Source organism: Wolbachia endosymbiont of Dactylopius coccus (genome assembly GCF_977011065.1).
On the sequence record NZ_OZ347065.1, the window covers coordinates 1,328,768 to 1,348,603 of the forward strand.

General features: G+C 34.8%; 21 protein-coding genes. 11 read left to right on the forward strand and 10 right to left on the reverse strand.

Annotated features, from left to right (window positions below; translation table 11 throughout):
- Positions 1 to 54 precede the first annotated feature (54 nt).
- Positions 55 to 651 carry an orotate phosphoribosyltransferase gene (pyrE, locus tag ACWHVF_RS07200; protein WP_064124682.1) on the reverse strand — a complete coding sequence of 199 codons (597 nt, stop codon included), beginning with the start codon at positions 649 to 651 and terminating at the stop codon, positions 55 to 57.
- A 3-nt stretch (positions 652 to 654) separates the two neighbouring features.
- On the reverse strand, positions 655 to 1,839 hold the full coding sequence (locus ACWHVF_RS07205) for a dicarboxylate/amino acid:cation symporter (RefSeq protein WP_064124681.1): 1,185 nt from the start codon (positions 1,837 to 1,839) through the stop codon (positions 655 to 657).
- 128 nt (positions 1,840 to 1,967) lie between these two features.
- On the opposite strand from ACWHVF_RS07205, the gene ACWHVF_RS07210 reads away from it, so the two are divergent.
- Positions 1,968 to 2,444, forward strand: a complete 477-nt coding sequence (locus tag ACWHVF_RS07210) for a hypothetical protein (protein WP_064124680.1) — start codon at positions 1,968 to 1,970, stop codon at positions 2,442 to 2,444.
- A 104-nt stretch (positions 2,445 to 2,548) separates the two neighbouring features.
- Here ACWHVF_RS07210 and ACWHVF_RS07215 read toward each other — a convergent pair whose 3' ends face one another.
- Entirely contained in the window at positions 2,549 to 3,874 is a 1,326-nt protein-coding gene (locus ACWHVF_RS07215) for a dihydroorotase (RefSeq protein WP_064124679.1), read from the reverse strand.
- Between the two features lie 122 nt (positions 3,875 to 3,996).
- The gene (locus ACWHVF_RS07220; protein WP_064124678.1) at positions 3,997 to 5,229 is read right to left on the reverse strand and encodes a hypothetical protein; all 1,233 of its coding nucleotides are present in this window, start codon (positions 5,227 to 5,229) and stop codon (positions 3,997 to 3,999) included.
- 181 nt (positions 5,230 to 5,410) lie between these two features.
- On the opposite strand from ACWHVF_RS07220, the gene ACWHVF_RS07225 reads away from it, so the two are divergent.
- Positions 5,411 to 6,163 carry an IS5 family transposase gene (locus ACWHVF_RS07225; RefSeq protein ID WP_064124816.1) on the forward strand — a complete coding sequence of 251 codons (753 nt, stop codon included), beginning with the start codon at positions 5,411 to 5,413 and terminating at the stop codon, positions 6,161 to 6,163.
- Here the strand turns inward: ACWHVF_RS07225 and ACWHVF_RS07230 are convergent.
- Positions 6,147 to 6,353, reverse strand: a complete 207-nt coding sequence (locus ACWHVF_RS07230) for a hypothetical protein (RefSeq protein ID WP_064125004.1) — start codon at positions 6,351 to 6,353, stop codon at positions 6,147 to 6,149. The two genes, ACWHVF_RS07225 and ACWHVF_RS07230, sit on opposite strands and share 17 nt — an antisense overlap.
- Here ACWHVF_RS07230 and ACWHVF_RS07235 point away from each other — a divergent pair.
- The 3 genes from ACWHVF_RS07235 (at position 6,253) to secF (ending at position 10,890) form a co-directional block, all read left to right on the forward strand.
- On the forward strand, positions 6,253 to 8,370 hold the full coding sequence (locus ACWHVF_RS07235) for a heme lyase CcmF/NrfE family subunit (RefSeq protein ID WP_447933286.1): 2,118 nt from the start codon (positions 6,253 to 6,255) through the stop codon (positions 8,368 to 8,370). The two genes, ACWHVF_RS07230 and ACWHVF_RS07235, sit on opposite strands and share 101 nt — an antisense overlap.
- Before the next feature lie 192 nt (positions 8,371 to 8,562).
- Positions 8,563 to 9,867 carry an ankyrin repeat domain-containing protein gene (locus ACWHVF_RS07240; RefSeq protein ID WP_447933287.1) on the forward strand — a complete coding sequence of 435 codons (1,305 nt, stop codon included), beginning with the start codon at positions 8,563 to 8,565 and terminating at the stop codon, positions 9,865 to 9,867.
- A 147-nt stretch (positions 9,868 to 10,014) separates the two neighbouring features.
- The gene (gene secF, locus ACWHVF_RS07245) at positions 10,015 to 10,890 is read left to right on the forward strand and encodes a protein translocase subunit SecF (RefSeq protein WP_447933288.1); all 876 of its coding nucleotides are present in this window, start codon (positions 10,015 to 10,017) and stop codon (positions 10,888 to 10,890) included.
- A 6-nt stretch (positions 10,891 to 10,896) separates the two neighbouring features.
- Here secF and ACWHVF_RS07250 read toward each other — a convergent pair whose 3' ends face one another.
- Together ACWHVF_RS07250 and ACWHVF_RS07255 are read right to left on the reverse strand one after the other, a co-directional pair.
- Positions 10,897 to 11,463, reverse strand: a complete 567-nt coding sequence (locus ACWHVF_RS07250; protein WP_064125048.1) for a TIGR02281 family clan AA aspartic protease — start codon at positions 11,461 to 11,463, stop codon at positions 10,897 to 10,899.
- Entirely contained in the window at positions 11,423 to 11,788 is a 366-nt protein-coding gene (locus tag ACWHVF_RS07255) for a hypothetical protein (protein ID WP_447933289.1), read from the reverse strand. The genes ACWHVF_RS07250 and ACWHVF_RS07255 overlap by 41 nt, the downstream gene beginning before the upstream one ends.
- Before the next feature lie 113 nt (positions 11,789 to 11,901).
- Between ACWHVF_RS07255 and yidC the strand changes: the two genes are divergently transcribed.
- The 3 genes from yidC to nusB are packed head-to-tail and all read left to right on the forward strand — an operon-like array spanning position 11,902 to position 14,490.
- On the forward strand, positions 11,902 to 13,602 hold the full coding sequence (yidC, locus tag ACWHVF_RS07260; protein ID WP_064125039.1) for a membrane protein insertase YidC: 1,701 nt from the start codon (positions 11,902 to 11,904) through the stop codon (positions 13,600 to 13,602).
- Positions 13,580 to 14,008, forward strand: a complete 429-nt coding sequence (locus tag ACWHVF_RS07265; RefSeq protein WP_064125038.1) for a 6,7-dimethyl-8-ribityllumazine synthase — start codon at positions 13,580 to 13,582, stop codon at positions 14,006 to 14,008. The genes yidC and ACWHVF_RS07265 overlap by 23 nt, the downstream gene beginning before the upstream one ends.
- Positions 14,008 to 14,490 carry a transcription antitermination factor NusB gene (nusB, locus tag ACWHVF_RS07270; RefSeq protein WP_064125037.1) on the forward strand — a complete coding sequence of 161 codons (483 nt, stop codon included), beginning with the start codon at positions 14,008 to 14,010 and terminating at the stop codon, positions 14,488 to 14,490. Before ACWHVF_RS07265 ends, nusB begins: the two co-directional genes overlap by 1 nt.
- A 94-nt stretch (positions 14,491 to 14,584) precedes the next feature.
- On the opposite strand, the gene ACWHVF_RS07275 is transcribed toward nusB, so the two are convergent.
- The 3 genes from ACWHVF_RS07275 to ygfZ form a co-directional block, all read right to left on the reverse strand.
- Positions 14,585 to 15,235 carry a hypothetical protein gene (locus ACWHVF_RS07275; protein ID WP_064125036.1) on the reverse strand — a complete coding sequence of 217 codons (651 nt, stop codon included), beginning with the start codon at positions 15,233 to 15,235 and terminating at the stop codon, positions 14,585 to 14,587.
- Positions 15,236 to 15,313: 78 nt separating this feature from the next.
- On the reverse strand, positions 15,314 to 15,775 hold the full coding sequence (gene dut / locus ACWHVF_RS07280; protein ID WP_064125035.1) for a dUTP diphosphatase: 462 nt from the start codon (positions 15,773 to 15,775) through the stop codon (positions 15,314 to 15,316).
- Positions 15,776 to 15,917: 142 nt separating this feature from the next.
- Positions 15,918 to 16,724 carry a CAF17-like 4Fe-4S cluster assembly/insertion protein YgfZ gene (gene ygfZ, locus ACWHVF_RS07285; protein WP_064125034.1) on the reverse strand — a complete coding sequence of 269 codons (807 nt, stop codon included), beginning with the start codon at positions 16,722 to 16,724 and terminating at the stop codon, positions 15,918 to 15,920.
- A gap of 155 nt (positions 16,725 to 16,879) precedes the next feature.
- Between ygfZ and ACWHVF_RS07290 the strand changes: the two genes are divergently transcribed.
- The 3 genes from ACWHVF_RS07290 to ACWHVF_RS07300 all read left to right on the forward strand — a co-directional run bounded on the left by ACWHVF_RS07290 (position 16,880) and on the right by ACWHVF_RS07300 (position 19,720).
- Positions 16,880 to 17,170: a co-chaperone GroES gene (locus ACWHVF_RS07290; RefSeq protein ID WP_064125033.1), complete on the forward strand. Its 291-nt coding sequence runs from the start codon at positions 16,880 to 16,882 to the stop codon at positions 17,168 to 17,170.
- Between the two features lie 100 nt (positions 17,171 to 17,270).
- The gene (groL, locus tag ACWHVF_RS07295; RefSeq protein ID WP_064125032.1) at positions 17,271 to 18,920 is read left to right on the forward strand and encodes a chaperonin GroEL; all 1,650 of its coding nucleotides are present in this window, start codon (positions 17,271 to 17,273) and stop codon (positions 18,918 to 18,920) included.
- A gap of 296 nt (positions 18,921 to 19,216) precedes the next feature.
- Positions 19,217 to 19,720, forward strand: a complete 504-nt coding sequence (locus ACWHVF_RS07300; RefSeq protein ID WP_064125031.1) for a protein-disulfide reductase DsbD domain-containing protein — start codon at positions 19,217 to 19,219, stop codon at positions 19,718 to 19,720.
- The last annotated feature ends 116 nt before the right edge of the window (positions 19,721 to 19,836 follow it).

The following is a 19,836-nucleotide window of genomic DNA, read 5'->3' on the forward strand; positions in this document are numbered from 1 at the left end:
ATACACTTGGAGTAAATAACTAAAGCTGTGCTGTGTTTCCAAGATATTATAGGATTACTTTGTTAAATATTCTCTACTCCCAGGTTTTGTTATGGGTAGTTGTTTTAATTCACTTGGAAGTTCTTCCTCGCTGTAGTTTTTGATGTTCAGTTCAATCAAAGATATGACAGGAAAAGGCAGTTTCGTTTCACTATTCCTCTTTATTAGAGAAGCTTCAGCAATGACTTTACCTCCCTCCCCTTCTGCACATTCCACTGCTTCAAGCGAAGATTTACCTGTGGTTATCACATCCTCAATAAGTAATATTTTTTCACCTTTTTTAATTTCAAATCCACGGCGTAATTCAAACTTGCCATTAACGCGCTCGCAAAACATTGTCTTTATTCCAAGCTGCCTGCCAATCTCATAACCTACAACTATTCCGCCAATTGCAGGAGATAATATTAAATCTATGGAGCTATTTAATCCTTTTTTTATTTTACCTGCTAATAATGCGCAAACTTTCATGGCTCTGCTTGGATTTTCAAAAATCTTCGCACACTGTATGTATGTGTCACTATGCAGCCTGGATGATAAAACAAAATGCCCATGCAAAATTGCTTCTGCTTCTTTAAATTCTTTTATTATTAGGTTGTTTTCGTCTAATATCATTTTTTAAGTTTCACTATTACATTCTTTATTAATTATCTGAGTGATACAAATATCAGACCACACATTTATTGCAGTTTCAAACATATCGATGATTGTATAAATAGGCAAAATCAGTCCCATAATATGCAGAGGAACATTCATCGACATGAGATAACTGGTTGCCATAAAATAGCACCCCATCGGCACTCCAGCGTTACCAATTGCTGCACTAGTTGCTAAAAAAATCCATATCAACATTTCGCTTAAGGAAAATGCGCATCCATTCATCTCTGCAACAAACATTACAGTGATTAGTATAAATGCAGCACATGCATTCATATTAATTGTTGTGCATATTGGTAAAATAAAGGACGACAATTTCTTTGGCACCTTTAGCTTATTTTGCACACAGTCTATAGTTGTTGGCAATGTTGCACTGGATGATTTAGAAAAAAACGCAAGTGTGAGTGCCGGCATAACCCCTTTCAGCGTTTGAATTGGTGATATGCCTTTATACCACATAAGTAGCGGTAAAATCAGAAATGCCTGCACAAAATTTGCAGACATTATGCAAACAAAATACCATAAAAGACTGTAGAACTCGCTACCACCTTTTAATTCGTGCAAAAAACATGTAATAAAAGACCACACAGCAAGTGGAACAAGCTTTAGTAACCCCTGAGCAATTTTAAGTAACGTATCGAAAAGTGCAGAGAATATTTGATGTAATATGTCCTGCTTTTCTTTTGAAAGTGAAACAATAGCTCCACCCATCAAAAAAGCGATTAATATGCTACCAATCATATTATTTTCAAGAAAAACTTGCACAAAATTAGAAGGAATGAGTGATTTTAAATATGAAAAATAACTGTGGTTATTGCTGTTAATACTCCCTATTGTATTACTTATGAAATTTTTTCTTGCTGGATCTATTAACAAATAAAACGATAATGCAACAAACGCAGCTATAATAGTTGTAAGCAGAGTATAAAATAGTGTTTTCTTAACTAAGACTTTGATTTCAATTGAGTCTTTGAGCCCGGAAATTGTGGAAACTATGGATAAAAAAACCAGAGGTAAGCTTATTAATTTGAGCAAGCTGATAAAGATATCACTAAATAGCTTTGCTATTTCAAATATAATCTCACTGTTTAAATAGTAAGCAACTATTGCAAGCAGTATAGAAAAGAGTATTGCAAATTTATGCATTAAAAATAAAACTTCAAAGTAACATTGTACAACAATTTTATTGTTTTGGAATTAGATTGATAAACGAAATAAGTTTACAGATTAGGGAAAGATAAGTAATATTTTATTATTGATTAAGTTTTAAAAATATGTCAGATCCAATAAGTGCTGCATTATCTATACTAGCTGGAATAGGGGGACTTACAGGTTGTACAGTAGGTCTTGTATGTTATGCGCTGAGTGTACCTTTATCTCCTCTTATTATAGGCAGCATTACTACTGTTGTCTCTGCAATATTAGCTTCTGCATCCTTTATATTGGTAGCTTTTATGCTTGGTGGTCAATCATCAAATCCAAAGCGAGATTCTATTGTATTGTTTAGTCAGCTATTTTTTCCTCAAGTAGTAATCGGGATTGGTCTAAGTGCAGCTATAAAAGCTGTTCCTGGTATAACGCTAGATATAAACTCAGCAGCTAACCTTGGTGTAATAATAGGATTTGCTACACCAATTCTAGGTATACTTGCAATGGTATACGCACCACGTATAGCTGAGAAAGTAAATCACTACATCATAGAACCGGTAATTGAAAAAGTAAAAGAATGCTTTTCCTCAAAGGAAGCGTAATAACCTTTGTAAAATAGTTTATGTACTTCAGGTTTCTTAATTTAAATTTAGGTGCACTTAGCCCATTCTGGTGATAACAAATTGGAATAGATAAGATATGATAACTAACTCTTCTGCGAGTATATAGTTTTGCCGGACACAACAGTACGTACTACGTGTCCTTTTACTTTGCGACCATCGAAAGGAGAATTCTTTGATTTACTAGCAAAGTTGTCAGTTTTAATTTCCCATTCATGATTGAGGTCAACTAAAATTAAGTCTGCAGCAAGGTTTTTTTGTATACGACCACGTGGTATGTGTATTATATCTGCAGGCTTATATGTCAATTTTGCAAGCACATCAAGTAGACCCATTTGCCCACTGTGATAGAGTTCAAGTGAAAGGGGCAGCATTGTTTCAAGACCAACAATACCAAATGCAGCATTTTCAAGTGGTAGATCTTTAGAACTACGATCATGCGGAGCGTGATCAGTTGCAATGCAATCAATCACACCTGTCTTTAAACCTTCAACCATAGCTAAACGATCTTCTTCAGTGCGAAGCGGCGGATTCATTTTTGCAATTGCTCCATGTTGTTTTACTATATCTTCAGTCAAAGCGAAGTGATGAGGGGTTACTTCGCACGTAACATTTAATCCCAAATCTTTTGCACGTTTAATAGCATCAAGTGAATCTTTTGAAGAGACATGTAGAATATGGTAGTGCACATTTTCCATATCCTTCATTAGCAGTATATCACGATTTACCATAACCGATTCTGACGCACTCAAGATCCCCTTTACTCCCAATTCTTCAGAAATTTTACCTTCGTTGATTGCACCACCTGCTGATAAATTTAAATCTTCTGCATGTTGAGCAATAGGAACATTCAGCATACTTGAATAAAGCAGCGCCTGTCTCATAATCATTGGGTTCATAACTGGCATGCCATCATCGGTGAACCCAACCGCACCTGCTTCCTTTACAAGTGCCATTTCAGTCAACTTTTCTTCCGAAGTGGTGATTTTAGCGTAAAATTCAACGTTTACATGTGAAGTTTCAAGTGCTCTATATTTCAAATATTTAGCCAAAATAACGCTATCAATTGCTGGAACAGTGTTCGGCTGACAAACTACAGTTGTAACTCCCCCCGCAGCTGCAGATTTGCTGCCTGTATATATAGTTTCTTTATGTTCCTGGCCTGGTTCACGAAAATGTACGTGAATGTCAATAAGGCCTGGCATTAGAACAAGCCCTTTACAGTCTATTGTTTCATCAACTCCACTTGTTGAAAATAATGATTCACCAAAGTCAACAATTTTATCCCCTTCAGTCAATAATGAACCTTTTATATCAAGTTTAGTTTCCGGGTCGATAATACGAGCATTAGTATACGCAATTTTATAGCCTTCCTTTTGCCCTGTTTGCAACAAATCCCAAGTTTGAGTCATTATATTTGAGTATCGATTATAAAATAAATCTAAAGTTTTTTTAATAAAACACAACCAAATTAAAACACAAACTAAGAGCTGTCTTGAATTAAAGTGCTTTCATTACCCTAAAGATTTGGTTCTTATAACCTAGTTAGCTCAGTTTTAACGTTAATGTGTGAAGCTCTGAGTTCTGTTGAAGGATTTTCCAGCTGAATATCTAGCTCATTCTGTATGTTCGATAAACAAATTAAAGCTGAATCAAAAATTTCATCACACTGCTTTGCTTCATGTATATCATCAATTATTTCCTCGAATTCTTCCACATCATCCATTTCTTGCGGCGCACTTTTTAATATCGCTTTTATTTGGCTTAAGTTTTGACAAATTTTCTCCTGATATCCAGCAATTCTCTCTTGATATATATCAATCATTTTTTGACATGCGTTGCCTCTAAATGGATGTTCTTTTTTCTCTTTTATGTAAGAACTTTGAAAGTCTTTACAGTTAAGGATTGCTTCTCTATGTTTTTTTATGTCATTAATTGTGCTGATTATCGACTTATCTATTTTCTTTAAATTTTCTTCCCGTTCTTCTCTTTTAATTATACTTTTGGATTCATTTTTCATTTGGTTATACAGGTTTCTGCATTCTTTGTAAGATACCATTGGTTGTAATATTCCTTCTTCTACACCTTTATTGTAAAAATTTTTCAACTCATTACTTGATAGTATTGTTATAGCATCTTCCCTTTTACCTTGTGATTTAGGATACTTTTTATTCAATGAACTAACATGATTTAACAAGAAATCTTTAACTAGCCCTTCTCTTTTTACTTCGGATAATTTTTCTAGTGTTTCTATATATTTCAGAACTTCCGCAAAGAGCTGTCCACCAGAGGGAGCAAATCCTTGAAGTGGTTTACTCTGAGCTTTATAAAAATCGGTTTGTAAAAAATCTTCAGCTTGTTTTTTTATTACTGAAAGTTCACTAAAGGCTTTTTCTGGATTGATTTTTCTCAAAATACTAATAGTTTTTCTAATCGCTTTTTCTCTCTCTTTATTATCTTGCTTTTCATTTAATATGAAATGTTCAGTTTTGGTAAAAGCATCACCTTGATCACTCTTTGCAATGTTACAAACGATGTTTTTTACAACTTCTTCGGTTGCTGCATAATCTATTTCTTTTGCAAAGCAGTCAACAAATGATTGCCAAACTTTTTTATTAACAAGTTTACTTGTCTTATTTTCAAAATCTTCTATATCTTTGAATCCTAAAATAGTATAGAGATTTTTTTCGATTATTGGTTCGGCATGTTGTTTTGCCACTTTACCTTTTATATTGAATGGAAATTTACTAATCTTAGTTGTACCCACAATGTTACCTCAATATTAACGCTATCTATAAAAATATAAAGATTTAATATTTAATTTTTAATTAATACTAGCACAGCTAACTACGGGAGCATTATGCTAGGCTCTGTGGACAAAAAATATGAAGAGGGAGAAAAAAAGTGGTAGTTTAACCAAATGAACATAAAAATGGAGAAACTACCGAATGGAATATTATATAAAAGAAAGAAATTGGAAACAAATTTTAGAATTCATAAAAGGCATAAAAGGAATGCATAGTAAAGACGAAAAACGTTTAAGAATATTCATAGAAGCAGTGTGGTATATGGCGCGAAGTGGTTGCCAATGGCGACTTTTGCCGAAAATCTATGGCAATTACAGAAGTATACACAAACGATTTAAGAGATGGTGCGAAAGGGGTATTTGGAAAAATTTATTGGAGTACACAAAACAAGAGCCAGATTTAGAAGCCGTCATAATCGACGGTACGATCATTAGAGCCCATCCATGTTCGGCTGGATATACAAAAGATTCGAAGGATCAAGAGGCTTTAGGGCGAAGTAAAGGTGGCTTTACGACTAAAATTCATGCACTTGTTGATGCATTGGGAAATCCTTTAAAATTTATACTTACTCCTGGCCAGAGGAATGAAATTACACAAGCTGAAGTATTAACAAAAAATGTCTATAACTCCATTGTAGTAGCTGATAAGGGTTATGACAGCAATGCTTTTGTGGTCAGCCTTGAAAACAGGAAATGTGAAATCGTAATTCCATCAAAAAGGAATCGAAAAGTGCAAAGATACTATGATGAGCATATTTATAAAGAACGTCATTTGATTGAGTGCTTTTTCGGTAAAATTAAAAATTTTAGGCGCATTTTTTCCAGATTTGACAAGACCGCAGAGGTTTACATGGGATTTCTAAATTTTGTTGGAGCTCTCATATGGCTTCTCTAAAATTTTGTCCACAGAGCCTAGCATCAATTAACACTTTAACTTCTAACTTATCATCAGTAATATTGTTTATATAAAAACTATAATTTTTTATGCCTGAATTTGGGAATATATTGCTCCTCATAGCCTGCTTATTGTCTTTGACATATTTGTTTTTACCGCTTAGTTCTTGTCGGTTTATTACCACTGCCATATTTTTTTGTGTATCAACATCAATGGCTATTTTGATCTACTGCCACATTACAAATGATTTCTCACTCGAAAACGTATATTACCACTCACACACAACAAAACCTTTGATCTATAAGATTTGTGGAGTTTGGGGAAATAAAGAAGGGTCTATGTTGCTTTGGACATTAGTGCTTGTCATGTATTTATTACTAATGGATATTTATATACCTTCTGTCATCCCAATTTCCCCCTCTGTCATCCCAGCCTCTTCTTCTGTCATCCCAGTGCCCAGACACTGGGATCCAGACAATTTAATTGCAAATGAGTACATCAAATGGCAGTGTAATAAAAACTGGATTCCAGTGTCAAGCACTGGAATGACACCAGAACGAACTAATGGTAGTAAATTAAAAAAAATATCTCTTATCACTCATGGGCTGATTTGCTTTTGTTTTTTACTGTTCACTTTAATTGAATCCAGCCCCTTCACTAAAATGCCAAGCGTTGAAAAAGATGGATTGGGTTTTAATCCGATATTGCAGGATATAGGCCTTGCTATTCATCCACCGATATTATATTTGGGGTACCTTGGATTTAGCGTTCCTTTTTCGCTCTCTATAGCTGGATTAATTTTAAATACGGAAGGAAATGTTTGGGCTAAAATTGTCAGGCCTTGGGTACTTATTTCTTGGTCGCTGCTCACTTTGGGCATCAGCTTGGGTAGCTGGTGGGCATATCGCGAACTTGGGTGGGGTGGATTTTGGTTTTGGGATCCAGTGGAAAACGTTTCTTTAATGCCGTGGCTAATTGCAGTAGCGCTGACACATTTGTTGCTCGTTGTACGAAATTTCAATACTTTAAGGAATTTTGCTATTTTACTTACGCTCACAACTTTTATATTGAGTGTGACTGGAACATTTCTAGTCCGCTCAGGAATACTTACCTCAGTGCACACATTCGCTGATGATCCAAGATATGGACTATATATATTAGCTCTACTTGGTGTAATGACAGTCAGTAGCTTAGTAATATTCGTAGTATTTACGAGAAAAAATCACACGTCTGCGATGTCATTCCAATGCTTGACACTGGAATCCAGAAAGAAACTTGCTACTCAAGTGACAGAGGGTAGAAGATTCTTTTCACGCTTTACGATGATGCTGATGAACAATTTATTATTCATCACTGCCTTTTTCATCGTGTTCGTTGGCACTTTATACCCTACAGTGCTTGAGTATTTAACCGGTGAATTAATTTCAGTTGGAGCACAATACTATAATTCCTTATTTAACCCTATTGCACTGGCTATTCTAGTGCTCATCATGATAGGGCAATACTGTAGTTGGCAGGTATTGCCAATATTCCGTGAATACAGATTCTCATTCTGTAGTGCTGCAGCTATTTTGCCATTTATCTTTCACATGGAGCTAATGATTGTGCTATCAATTACTATCTCCATAGCATTATTAGTCTTTGTTTTAGAAGCATATAGTAAAAGAATTTGTTTATTTAAGGTAGCATTTGGTGAATCAATTTTATTAGCAAGAAGAGTTTCTAAGTCCTACTATGCAATGATGCTTGCTCATGCTGGAGTGGCAATTCTAGTGCTTGGTATAGCATATTCGGTTGGTTGGCAGGAGAAAAAAGAAAATTACTTAAAAATAGGGGATAGCATAACAGTCAATAAATTTAAAGTTACTTTGCAAAATATTGAGCTAATAAAAGAAAAAAATTTCCATGCAGTGAGAGGTACAATGGATATCAGGAATTTGCTGAATAACAAGATATTGGGTGAAGTAACTCCTGAATATAGATTTTACCTTGCGGAAGGTCAGAAAAATGTTGAAAGCAGTATCTACCACAATTTGCTTTCTGATATTTATGTTGTAATTGGAGAGATTGATAAGAGTAAGAGCAAAATTGCAGCTAAAGTGCACTATAAACCTGGAATGTCTATAATCTGGCTTGGATCCTTTCTCATCGCTTTTGGTTCGCTCCTTGCCGCTTTTCCTTCTAGTGGACGAACAAAGAATGTCTAGTTGTGAGTTGTAGCTACGGTACTTTGTTTTAGATTCTGCTAGGGTAATTTTTGCCTTTTTTCAGCCTTGAAACTCGTTAGTGCCGCGTTAGCTAATCACATGGGATTGTGCAATAGGTGCAGTTTAATATAAAAACTTTACTTTTTGAAATTTTTTGGTTACACTTAAGTATAATTGTGGGGGGTAGGTATTATGAACAGAGAAAAAGCTTTAAAAATATTAGGCTTAAATGCAAATCCCAGTGAGCAAGAAATCAAAAAGGCATATAGAAAGTTAGTATTCGAGTTCCATCCAGACAAAAACTTGGATAAAGAACAGGAAGAACTTAAAGAAGCTGAAGAGAAATTTAAACATGTACAAGCTGCACATAAGCTTCTTGAGGGAACAGGTGTAAAAGAAGCTATGATACTACATGATGAAAATTTAGATAGAGTTAGCTCTACCGAGGATTTAAAATTTTGCTTATATGCGGCTCTCTTCAATCAAGATACAGCATTTCTGAAAAAACTTTTCTCCAGGTTCAAGAGCAGTAAAGATGGAAGATTTGGTGATTACATCAATGAAATGCGTGTACAAGATCACTTGCCATTGGGTGCTGCTATCAATTCGTACAATATTGATCTTGTAAGGCTACTCTTAGAAAATGGTGCTAACCCTAACATAAAAATATTCTGTGAGTATACTTCATTACGTTATCCTGGAGTTGTCAAATGTGGTAACATTGTCAAACTACTTTTAGAGTATGGTGCTGACCCTAATACACGAGTATATGGTCTTGCTCCACTAGATGTAGCCGCACATGATAAGTTCTATGAAGTTGCAGAATTACTTTTAAAACATGGCGCTGACCCTAATGCACAAGGTGAGCTTGGTAATACTACATTACACAGAGCATACAAACACTATAGAGTTGCAGAATTACTTTTAAAACATGGCGCTGATCCTAATATACAAAATATATTTGATCACACTCCATTGTATGAAGCAGTGCATTGTAGTGAATATGAATGTGAAAAAGAAAAAACTGTAGAATTATTTTTGAAGTATGGTGTAGATCCTAATGCAACAGGTCCTCGTGCAAAAAATTACTACATGAAGAGATTCATAGAACGTACTCCATATTTTACTAATAATGGTATAATAAATTGCATTAAGACACTTGTTTTGCCATACGGTAGCGATGATAAAGTTAAAAGGTTGATGGCTGAGTATGGTGGAGTTGATAAACGTTATCTCATTAGCCAAGCGGGACTTGCTTGTTGTTGCTTGATAGTAGCTTCTGCAACTTTTTTTAGTATAGCTTCTCCTTGGTGTTATATACCGACAGCAATATTTGCACTTTCTGCATGTTTTTTCGTTAAAAATGCTGTACAGGCTGCATTCTTTGCAAAAACAAAAGAACCTTCTCCTGAGTTTGCTGAAGTTATTACTGAAAAAGTAGTAAATAATGTTGAACTAAATGCTGAGAACAATTCTCAAAAAATCATAGTGCATTAGTTTAACCCAGTTATCTAAGTGGGGAGAGGTGACTTTCCTCACTTAGACAACTGAACTTGAATAACGGGAGATAATAAGAAGTCCAATCACAGAATAAACTAGTGAATTTTTTAAAAAGTATATAAAATTCAAGTTTAAGTAAATAGCATGGCACTTAGACTCATTCCAGATAACCTCAATATCAAGTTTAGTAAATATAGGGATTTGACTGCATTAATTAGCATTATTCTTATCATCTTTTCAATATTCACTGTTGTGCTGCGTGGAGTGAACTTAGGCATAGACTTTGCAGGCGGAATTTTGATAGAGATAAAATCTTCAGATGAGAATCACTCTATTCTCGATGCATTAAAAGAAAATGGTTTTACAGTGCAGAGTTCAAAAGCGGGTGATAATTTAGTCATGCGTTTTAAAGATGAGGGAGACGAAAATAAAATCAAAAAGATAAAAAGCATACTAGAAGAAAAGCTGGGGAGCTCAATAAGCTATCGTAAAATAGACTATGTTGGCCCACAAATAAGCTCAACACAAATATTTGAAGGAATGTTATCCATGTTGATCGCAATTGTTGGAATATTTTTTTACGTTTGGTTTAGATTTAATTGGCAATGTGGATTCAGTGGAATAACAGCACTGATTCATGACGTGATTTTAACTGTTGGTTTTATTAGCCTAACTGGCATTGAGTTTAATATTTCATCAGTTGCAGCTCTTCTCACTGTCATTGGTTATTCAATCAATAACTCAGTAATTATATATGATCGGATTCGAGAGTATTGCAAGAGTGGTAAAAGTGGGCGGATGAGTGAGATAGTAGATGCAAGTATCAACGCTACATTATTTCGCACTATATTAACCTCGGGTACAACCCTTCTTGCTGCTCTTCCTTTGGCATTAATCTGCACAGATGCAGTGAAAGACTTCAGCTTGATCATTTTTTTTGGTATTTTGATTGGCACTTGTTCTGCAATATTTATTTCTGCTCCTATATTAACCTACAGAGCTTTGATAAGTAGATTGTAGAAGTATTTAGTCGCGGTATAATATCAACTTATTATCTCTTATAGTGAAATGAAAATACCTTAAAAAGCTCATTCCAAGTAGTGAATGAGACATAGAATGAGTGTTAATGCTTGCCTGTACATCATTAACTAAAAAATTCCCTATTTTAACTTGAGGTATTTGAACCACTCCAGCTTTTATTTGACCTTTCGCAGTTTCATATATTTTAAAATCCTGAACATTTTGTAAGTTAATACCAGCATGTAATGCGTCTTTTTGTGATAGAACAATATCGGTTGCTCCAGTATCAAGCAAAAACGTTATATTGCGATCATTGACTTGAGCCTGAATATAAAAGTGTCCATCATATGACTTCGTAAATTCAATACTTCCACTATTCTGACCGCTATTTTGAATTCTTCCTTTATATGGTAAAAAAGTACTGAGAAATCTGTCGCTTAGTTTGTCCCTTTGTGAATCAATAAGCATTGCAGTAGTGGCTATTATTAGCAACCAAATAACTAGATTTTTCACCGCACCTCTTGCATAATCATTATTTGAGCAAAAAGTTAACAACGCACTTCCTGATGTCATTCCAGCGCGTGACGCACAACTGTACGAACATTGCAATTTGCAGGTAGCAGGTGGTGTCATTCCAGTGCTTGACACTGGAATCCAGTTTTCTGATAATTTCATCGAAAATGTTGTATAGTGCACAATCAATTTTGCTGGATCCCAGTGTCAAGCACTGGGATGACACCTTTGTACTTGAGGTAAAACCGGCTATAACATTTAACACACTGTCTTCGAAAACAAACGTTTGTACAATTGTGCACGTGACACTGGAATCTAGAAAAAAAGAACCAGTGTCAGCTACTTGGGTTAAAAAGAGCAGTTTATCGTTAAAATTTGAAGCCATTACAATAAATTTTTAAGATTAGCGTTAAAAGTTATTATTAAAAATAAGTAAATTTCATTGTTTTAGTACAATATTTAGTATACACTTTAAGAAGATATGTTTGATTTAATTTCATGTCAGAAGCAAAAAGTTTAATTTTAGCAGCTATCCTTTCCATGTTGATCATGGTATCTTGGCATATTATTTATGATAATTTTTTTAGTGCAAACCAAAATCAGCCATTGATTGAACATATCGAATCTTTTAACGACCTTGCTCCTATAATACACCAAAATCGTTCTGAAATTATTAATTCTACTCGAGAACAGAGGGTTAGTTTAACCAATAACATGATTAGAGGATCAATTTCTCTGAAAGGTGCAAGGTTTGATGACTTAATTTTAACCAATTACCACTTAGAACCGAGTTCTTCTTCTCCACAAGTGGTGTTACTGTCACCCGCAGAATCAAAAGATATATATTTCGCAGAATTTGGGTGGCTCGATCCGAATAACAAAATTAAAGTTCCAGATTCTAAGACAGTCTGGCAAGCTGATGGGGCTGAACTGACTAATCAAAAAGTAGTTAATTTATTTTGGGACAATGAGAATGGCATTGTGTTTAAAATGAAAATTAGCCTTGACGATAACTACATGTTTAAAATTGAGCAGATTGTTGAAAATAACACAAAAGATAATGTAGTTTTGGTTCCTTATGGTATAATTAACCGTAAACGTGACAATATCAACGAATCTTATTGGATATCTCATGAAGGAGTACTGGGTGCATTTGATAATAAACTAGAGGAGTGGACATATAAGGATATTTCCAAAAAACATTTAATAAAAGCAAGCACGAGTGAAAAAAATTGGTTTGGTTTTGCTGATAAATACTGGCTTACAGCCATCATACCTGAGAAATCCGATAAAATAAATGTAAGCATTAAACACACGAACGTTAATAATACTGATAAATTCCAAGTAGATTTTGTCAAACCTTACAAGAGCATACTTCCTGGCGCAAGTGTTTCTAATGTGAATTATTTTTTTGCTGGAGCAAAAAAGTTGAATTTACTGGATTCTTATAAGGATACTCTCAATATACCTTTATTTGATAAAGCTGTAGATTTTGGTGTTCTTTATTTTATAACCAAGCCAGTGTTTTTACTGCTTGAATATTTTAACTTCGTTTTAAAAAATTTTGGCTTAGCAATATTATTGCTGACTTTAGTAATCAAACTTTTGATGCTTCCCTTATCTAATAGATCATATATTTCGATGTTCAAGGTGAAAAGCCTGCAGCCTGAATTAACTCGTATAAAAGAGTTGTATAAAAATGACAGCTTAAAGCAGCATAAAGAGACAATTGCGTTGTTCAAGAGAAACAATGTAAATCCAATGTCGAGCATTTTTCCCATGCTAATACAAATACCGGTATTTTTTGCTCTATATAAAGTATTATTTGTTACTATAGAGATGAGGCATGCTCCTTTTTTTTTATGGATTAAGGATCTTTCAGCTCCTGACCCAACGAACATCTTTACATTATTTGGGTTGTTTAATTATAACTTTCCTATTTCTATAGGCATTTTACCTATAATTTTCGGTGCCACCATGATAATTCAGCAGAAGCTAAGTGAGAAAAGTAAAGATGATATTCAAGTAAATGTTATGAAGTTTTTACCTTACATTTCTGTCTTTATTTTTTCTTCTTTTCCTGCCGGCCTGGTAATATATTGGATATTTAGTAATATTATAACTCTAATTCAACAATCATTAATAAAGTTGTTTTTAACGAAAAAAGTGGTAGTGAATGTCGAAAATACTAATAGTTAATTCAATTTACCACACTGAAATAGCGAACCTTTTGCTTGAAGGTGCAATCGATAGATTAAAAGAAAGTCATGCAAGCTATGACATAATTGAAGTTCCTGGTGCATTTGAGATACCAGCTACAATTCTCTTTGCAGTAAAAAGCAAGAATGCTAATTATGACGGTTATTTAGCTCTTGGGTGCGTGATTCGCGGTGAAACCGATCACTATCAATATGTTTGTAAAGGAGTAATCGAAGGTTTAAATGAAGTCATTATGCATTATGCAATGCCCCTTGGTATGGGCGTAATTACCGCTAACAGCAAAGATAAAGCACTAGTTAGAGCTGACAAAAACAAAAAGAACGTTGGTGGCCATGCAGCCTCAACTGTTTTGGGTATGATAGATTTACACAATAAATTAAAATAATGGAGGAAAAACCAGTAGATAAAAAGTGGCGCATAAAAAGAAGCACGGCAAGATTTCTTGCTGTACAAATTGCTTATTCAAATATTTTCGTAGGTTACAACAAAAGCACTTTTAAACTGGAAAATTGTGAGCTTAAGGACTACATAAGTAAGTTGAGAGATATATTTGAATGTGAAGAATTTGAACATCAGTTCTTAGAAAACTTGTTATATAAGGTTATAAAAAGCAGTGAAGAATATGATAAAATAATAGAGTCTTACTTACACCCAAGCTGGTCCCTCTCACGGTTAAATCTTATAAGCTTATCTATTTTGCGTGTTGCAATATGTGAGTTAGCTAATTGTGATACGCCAGTTCCAGTTGTTATCAATGAGTATACTAACATTGCATCTGATTTACTTGATAAACCAAGCGAAATTGGTTTTATTAATGGGTTATTGGATAAGGCAAAAGATGCAGTTAAATTAAATAAAAACCCTTAGCAGCTTCTCACAACTATATAAAAGTTAAGGCAATTCCCATTGAGTAACCGGCACTAAAAAAATAAAGAGGCAGATTCAATCTGCCTCTTTTATTTTAGGCTATCTGCTTTTTTTGTTCTTGAGAAGCAACTTGTTCAACAATAGCTTTTTCCAAATAAGTGTTAAACTCTTTAGCACCCTCTTTGTCTAAACCTAATGTTTTCTTCCACTCTGTTTTATTTACTGTCTCGAACTTACCTTCTTTGTTTTTCACTTCTAGTGAATCTATCTCGAGTATTAAAGTATTGCCTGCCGCCTCGTCAAACTGATCACCAATAATAATACGGTAGTTCTTGCCTTCTAAGCTGAAACCTATATAATACTTACCATCTTTCACCTTACCTTTTTCATCTTTAACTTGGTTATTCTTTTTTATTTCCTCATATACCTCTTTTGTTACTAGCAATGCTACTTCTTTCTCCCCCTCACCAAAAATAACCTTCGGAGCTTTCAACTCAGATATTTCGTTATTTTTGCTGATGGCATACATTGCTAAACCAATCAGTGCAACAGCAACAACTGCTAATATACCCATTCCAAGTGGTGTAACTGCAAAAGCTGCAAGTGGAGCAAGCATGGAAGTTGAAGACACCCAATATGGTGCTGAAAGTGCTACTACTGCGCCTATGACATACAAAGAAGTAAGTGCAACAAGTGCAGTGTTTGTTTTGTGGAACTGACCACGATGATTTTTGAAGGTTAGCATAAACGACCTCGTTTAATAAAATATTAATATGCTTAAATTGTGTATAAAAAAACTGTCATAGTCAAGCTTTTTCGCAAATTACCTACCACTTGAGCCAAAGCCCCCTGCATTGCGGCCGGTTTCTTCTGCGCAGAATTCTTCTCTGTCATCCCAAATTACCTGAGATACAGGAGAAATAAGGATTTGTGCGATTCTATCTCCTCTTTTTATTTCGTATGGCTGATTACTTAGATTAATTAGACAAATTTTAACTTCACCTCGATAATCAGAGTCTATAGTGCCCGGAGAATTTAAGACAGTGATTCCATGTTTTGCAGCAAGACCAGAACGTGGGCGGATTTGCCCCTCAAAACCGTTTGGTATTGCAATCACAATTCCAGTTGGAACAAGTAATCTCTCAAGTGGATTTAAAACAGCAGAATCATTCAATGCAGCATAAAGATCCATACCAGCACTCTGCGTAGTTGCATAACATGGAAGAGACAAGTCTTCTCCGTGTGGTAATCTTTTTATTTCTACTTTAATTTTACTTCTTTGCACTCCAATTTACCAACTTATGAAGACTCAATTATAGCATGTAAATTGTATCTGCAAAAGTGATAAATGTTACATCGTAAATGATGTCATTCTAGTGCGTGACGCTAGGCCATAAAATAAGTTTTTCGTTTCTATATGCGCTACCTTAAGACTTCAACGTCTTAACGCACTTAACCCCATCGACATATAAATTTGCATGACTTGTTTGAGTATTAAGCAATGCAAGTCCAATGTTGTCTACACTAGAGCGCAGTTCCCCTATTTCCTCATTATTTTTATTTGTCACTTTAGTGCCAATATCTGGAAGTACGTTATCCCCCTCAACAAGATAAAGTTTTCTTCTGAATGTTTCTTGTCTGCTCATTCGATTTACGACTTCCTGACCTACGTAACACCCCTTATTAAAGCTTATACCGTTTGCCTTATCGATTAAATATTGCAATGGGAACGATGAATTTTGTACCATATCTTTTGCTCCATCTGGGACAAGGTTTTTAATTCTAACTTTTTCATACTGAATAAAATCTCCAACCGGTTCTTTTATTTCATCTTTATGTATGATCCTCATTCCTAGCAGCTTGTGCCTTGGATCTTGAAAAATAACTTGTGACTTATTACTACACTCCGCCAACTTAGTATCAAACAAAACTCCAACCTTATATAGTGCACTAATGTCTTTAATTTTCACTCTCAAATAAGTTTTAAGTAAATCTAGTTTCTCGATTATTTGCTGTAAGTGCACATTTTCGCACTCTAAGAAAATATATCTACCATATTCAATAAGAAAAAAATCATATAGGTATTTTCCCTGAGGGCTAAGCAATAAAGAGTAAATAGCTTTTTGGCTATCCAGCTTATTAATATCATTGGTTATAATACCCTGCAGAAAATCTCTAGTGTCAGGCCCATATAGCACTATCACACCACGACTTAAGAATGGTATATAACTCATGAAATCTCTATAAATAAATCTAAATTTTATTATATAACATTAGGCTCTTTTAGAAACTGCTTTTGGCGTGCATATTTTACAAGCTCCAGCCCTTGAAATCTAACTTACGAGTATATACATAAAGTTATAGGTTAATTTGTTGAGAGGAAAAGCAAATGTCAAGTATAAGTTTAAATGTATTGGATGATAGCGTGCTGATCAAGCCTGTTAGCGAGGAAAAGCAAGGTGGAATTATGCTTCCATCAAGTGCTGAAAAGAAACCTACTAAAGGTGAAATTGTAGCAACTGGTGAAGGTTCACGCAACTCAAATGGCGAACGCATAGCTTTAACTGTAAAGGCTGGTGATAAAGTGTTCTATCGTCAATGGGCTGGTACAGAAATAGAACATAATGATGAAAAGCTTATCGTGATGAAAGAGTCCGATATACTTGCTGTCATTAAATAGCAGTCTTTATTTTACTAAACTGAAACAAAGCGCAACATGGCGCATTGTAAATGGTTTTATTATAGTTTTCTAAATTTTTTATTAACAAGAGGTGATAAAAATGACTAATGTAGTAGTATCAGGTGAGCAGTTGCAAGAAGCCTTTCGTGAAGTCGCAGCAATAGTAGACTCAACGGTGGCAATAACTGCGGGACCTAGGGGAAAAACAGTAGGGATTAATAAGCCCTATGGTGCACCGGAAATCACAAAAGACGGTTATAAGGTAATGAAGGGTATCAAGCCTGAAAAACCACTAAATGCTGCAATAGCAAGCATCTTTGCCCAAAGTTGTTCTCAATGTAACGACAAAGTTGGTGATGGTACAACAACGTGCTCAATACTAACTAGCAATATGATAATGGAAGCTTCAAAGTCAATTGCTGCTGGAAACGATCGTGTTGGTATTAAAAACGGAATACAGAAGGCGAAAGATGTAATATTAAAGGAAATTACGTCAATGTCTCGTACAATTTCTCTAGAGAAAATGGATGAAGTAGCGCAAGTTGCGATAATCTCTGCAAATGGTGATAAGGATATAGGTAACAGTATCGCTGATTCCGTGAAAAAAGTTGGAAAAGAGGGTGTAATCACTGTTGAAGAAAGTAAAGGTTCAAAAGAGTTAGAAGTTGAGCTGACTACTGGCATGCAATTTGATCGCGGTTATCTCTCTCCGTATTTTATTACAAATAATGAAAAAATGATCGTGGAGCTTGATAATCCTTATCTATTAATTACAGAGAAAAAATTAAATATTATTCAACCTTTACTTCCTATTCTTGAAGCTGTTGTTAAATCTGGTAAACCTTTGGTTATTATTGCAGAGGATATCGAAGGTGAAGCATTAAGCACTTTAGTTATCAATAAATTGCGTGGTGGTTTAAAAGTTGCTGCAGTAAAAGCTCCAGGTTTTGGTGACAGAAGAAAGGAGATGCTCGAAGACATAGCAACTTTGACTGGTGCTAAGTACGTCATAAAAGATGAACTTGGAATCAAGATGGAAGATCTGACACTTGATGATCTTGGTACTGCTAAAAATGTTAAAATTACTAAAGATAATACCACAGTTGTCAGCGAAAATAGCGATTCTGACAGTGTGAAAGCTAGAATCGAGCAGATCAAATCTCAAATTGAAACTTCAACCTCTGATTATGATAAAGAAAAGCTAAGGGAACGTTTAGCGAAATTATCAGGTGGTGTTGCTGTGCTAAAAGTTGGTGGAGCAACTGAAGTGGAAGTTAAAGAACGTAGAGATAGAGTTGAAGATGCGCTGCATGCAACAAGAGCTGCAATTGAAGAAGGCATAGTTCCAGGTGGTGGAGTTGCGCTTCTTTATGCTTCATCTGTTCTCAACAAATTAAAAGGTGCAAGTGACGAAGAGCAAATAGGCATAAACATTATCAAGAAAGTTCTCAGTGCTCCAATTAGAAGGTTAGTTAAAAATGCTGGTCTTGAGTCTGCTGTTATAATTGACTATTTGATTAAGCAGAATGATAAAGAGCTTATATACAACGTTGAGGCTATGAATTACGCTAATGCATTTACAGCTGGTGTGATTGATCCAGCAAAAGTGGTGCGTATTGCTTTTGAAACAGCGATATCTGTTGCAAGTGTGCTGATCACTACTGAATCTATGATAGTTGATGTACCAAGCAAAGAAAATGCTTCATCTCCTATGGGCGCAGGAGAAATGAGTGGCATGGGTGGATTCTGAGTAGAGTGAAACCGTGGAGCAATTGCTCCACGGTAGTTCCAAAAAATCTCACATTTTACTATTCGTTAAAGGTAATACGTTTGGTGCAGAAAGGCACTACTGGTTTTATTCCCCGCGTCCGTTTCATTCCTTTATATTGTGGTTGTTTAATAACAAAAAGACAGCATAAGAAAACTATAACTCCTAGTATACCTATACTAACATAATACTATATTAATAAATAATCTATATAATGCTATTAAATATAACAATTAAAATCTAAATCACTTTCTCTATAAAAGGAGAAATTTGCCTTAATGAAAATACATATATATTTAATATTGTTTTTATTTTTTTCTTGCTCTCAACTATATGCTGACGAGGAAATTGCAAAATTTGATTTACTTATTGGCAAGATAAATGAAGCAAGCCTCACTCTTAAAGGTGCAATAAAGGTTACAGTAGAACCAGGCTGGCACATATATTATAAAGACTCTGGAGATTTTGGCTTTCCAACGTCTATTAGTTACAAAGGTAATGCATCAAATATAAATATTCACTGGCCTACTCCAAAGGAACATAGAGATAAAGTAGGAAGAGAGGTATTTATCAGTAACGTGTATGAGGATATGGTATTATTTCCCTTTAAGATGAATATATTTTTAAATCAAGAGTACATTGACCTTGATTTTTATATACAATATGCGATATGTAAAGATAGGTGTATCCCTAAAAATGCTGAGATAAAAATCAGGCAACCACTAAAGGATTTTATAGATTCTGATATCAATAAACTTATAAATGAGTGGTATGAAAAATAGGGTTCTCATGGGGTAGGTGTCATTCCAGTGCATGACACTGGAATCTCATTTACTTTTTTGTTCACTATGTGAGGAACTTGGGCCTACAAGTATATAAACATAATGGTTTCGCATAA

Bases quoted from the DNA above. Each gene is read 5' to 3' on its own strand.
- pyrE (WP_064124682.1), bottom strand. From the start codon at position 651: ATGATATTAGACGAAAACAACCTAATAATAAAAGAATTTAAAGAAGCA.
- ACWHVF_RS07205 (WP_064124681.1), bottom strand. From the start codon at position 1,839: ATGCATAAATTTGCAATACTCTTTTCTATACTGCTTGCAATAGTTGCT.
- ACWHVF_RS07210 (WP_064124680.1), top strand. From the start codon at position 1,968: ATGTCAGATCCAATAAGTGCTGCATTATCTATACTAGCTGGAATAGGG.
- ACWHVF_RS07215 (WP_064124679.1), bottom strand. From the start codon at position 3,874: ATGACTCAAACTTGGGATTTGTTGCAAACAGGGCAAAAGGAAGGCTAT.
- ACWHVF_RS07225 (WP_064124816.1), top strand. From the start codon at position 5,411: ATGGAATATTATATAAAAGAAAGAAATTGGAAACAAATTTTAGAATTC.
- ACWHVF_RS07235 (WP_447933286.1), top strand. From the start codon at position 6,253: ATGCCTGAATTTGGGAATATATTGCTCCTCATAGCCTGCTTATTGTCT.
- ACWHVF_RS07230 (WP_064125004.1), bottom strand. From the start codon at position 6,353: ATGGCAGTGGTAATAAACCGACAAGAACTAAGCGGTAAAAACAAATAT.
- ACWHVF_RS07240 (WP_447933287.1), top strand. From the start codon at position 8,563: ATGAACAGAGAAAAAGCTTTAAAAATATTAGGCTTAAATGCAAATCCC.
- secF (WP_447933288.1), top strand. From the start codon at position 10,015: ATGGCACTTAGACTCATTCCAGATAACCTCAATATCAAGTTTAGTAAA.
- ACWHVF_RS07250 (WP_064125048.1), bottom strand. From the start codon at position 11,463: ATGACATCAGGAAGTGCGTTGTTAACTTTTTGCTCAAATAATGATTAT.
- ACWHVF_RS07255 (WP_447933289.1), bottom strand. From the start codon at position 11,788: ATGGCTTCAAATTTTAACGATAAACTGCTCTTTTTAACCCAAGTAGCT.
- yidC (WP_064125039.1), top strand. From the start codon at position 11,902: ATGTCAGAAGCAAAAAGTTTAATTTTAGCAGCTATCCTTTCCATGTTG.
- ACWHVF_RS07265 (WP_064125038.1), top strand. From the start codon at position 13,580: ATGTCGAAAATACTAATAGTTAATTCAATTTACCACACTGAAATAGCG.
- nusB (WP_064125037.1), top strand. From the start codon at position 14,008: ATGGAGGAAAAACCAGTAGATAAAAAGTGGCGCATAAAAAGAAGCACG.
- ACWHVF_RS07275 (WP_064125036.1), bottom strand. From the start codon at position 15,235: ATGCTAACCTTCAAAAATCATCGTGGTCAGTTCCACAAAACAAACACT.
- ygfZ (WP_064125034.1), bottom strand. From the start codon at position 16,724: ATGAGTTATATACCATTCTTAAGTCGTGGTGTGATAGTGCTATATGGG.
- ACWHVF_RS07290 (WP_064125033.1), top strand. From the start codon at position 16,880: ATGTCAAGTATAAGTTTAAATGTATTGGATGATAGCGTGCTGATCAAG.
- groL (WP_064125032.1), top strand. From the start codon at position 17,271: ATGACTAATGTAGTAGTATCAGGTGAGCAGTTGCAAGAAGCCTTTCGT.
- ACWHVF_RS07300 (WP_064125031.1), top strand. From the start codon at position 19,217: ATGAAAATACATATATATTTAATATTGTTTTTATTTTTTTCTTGCTCT.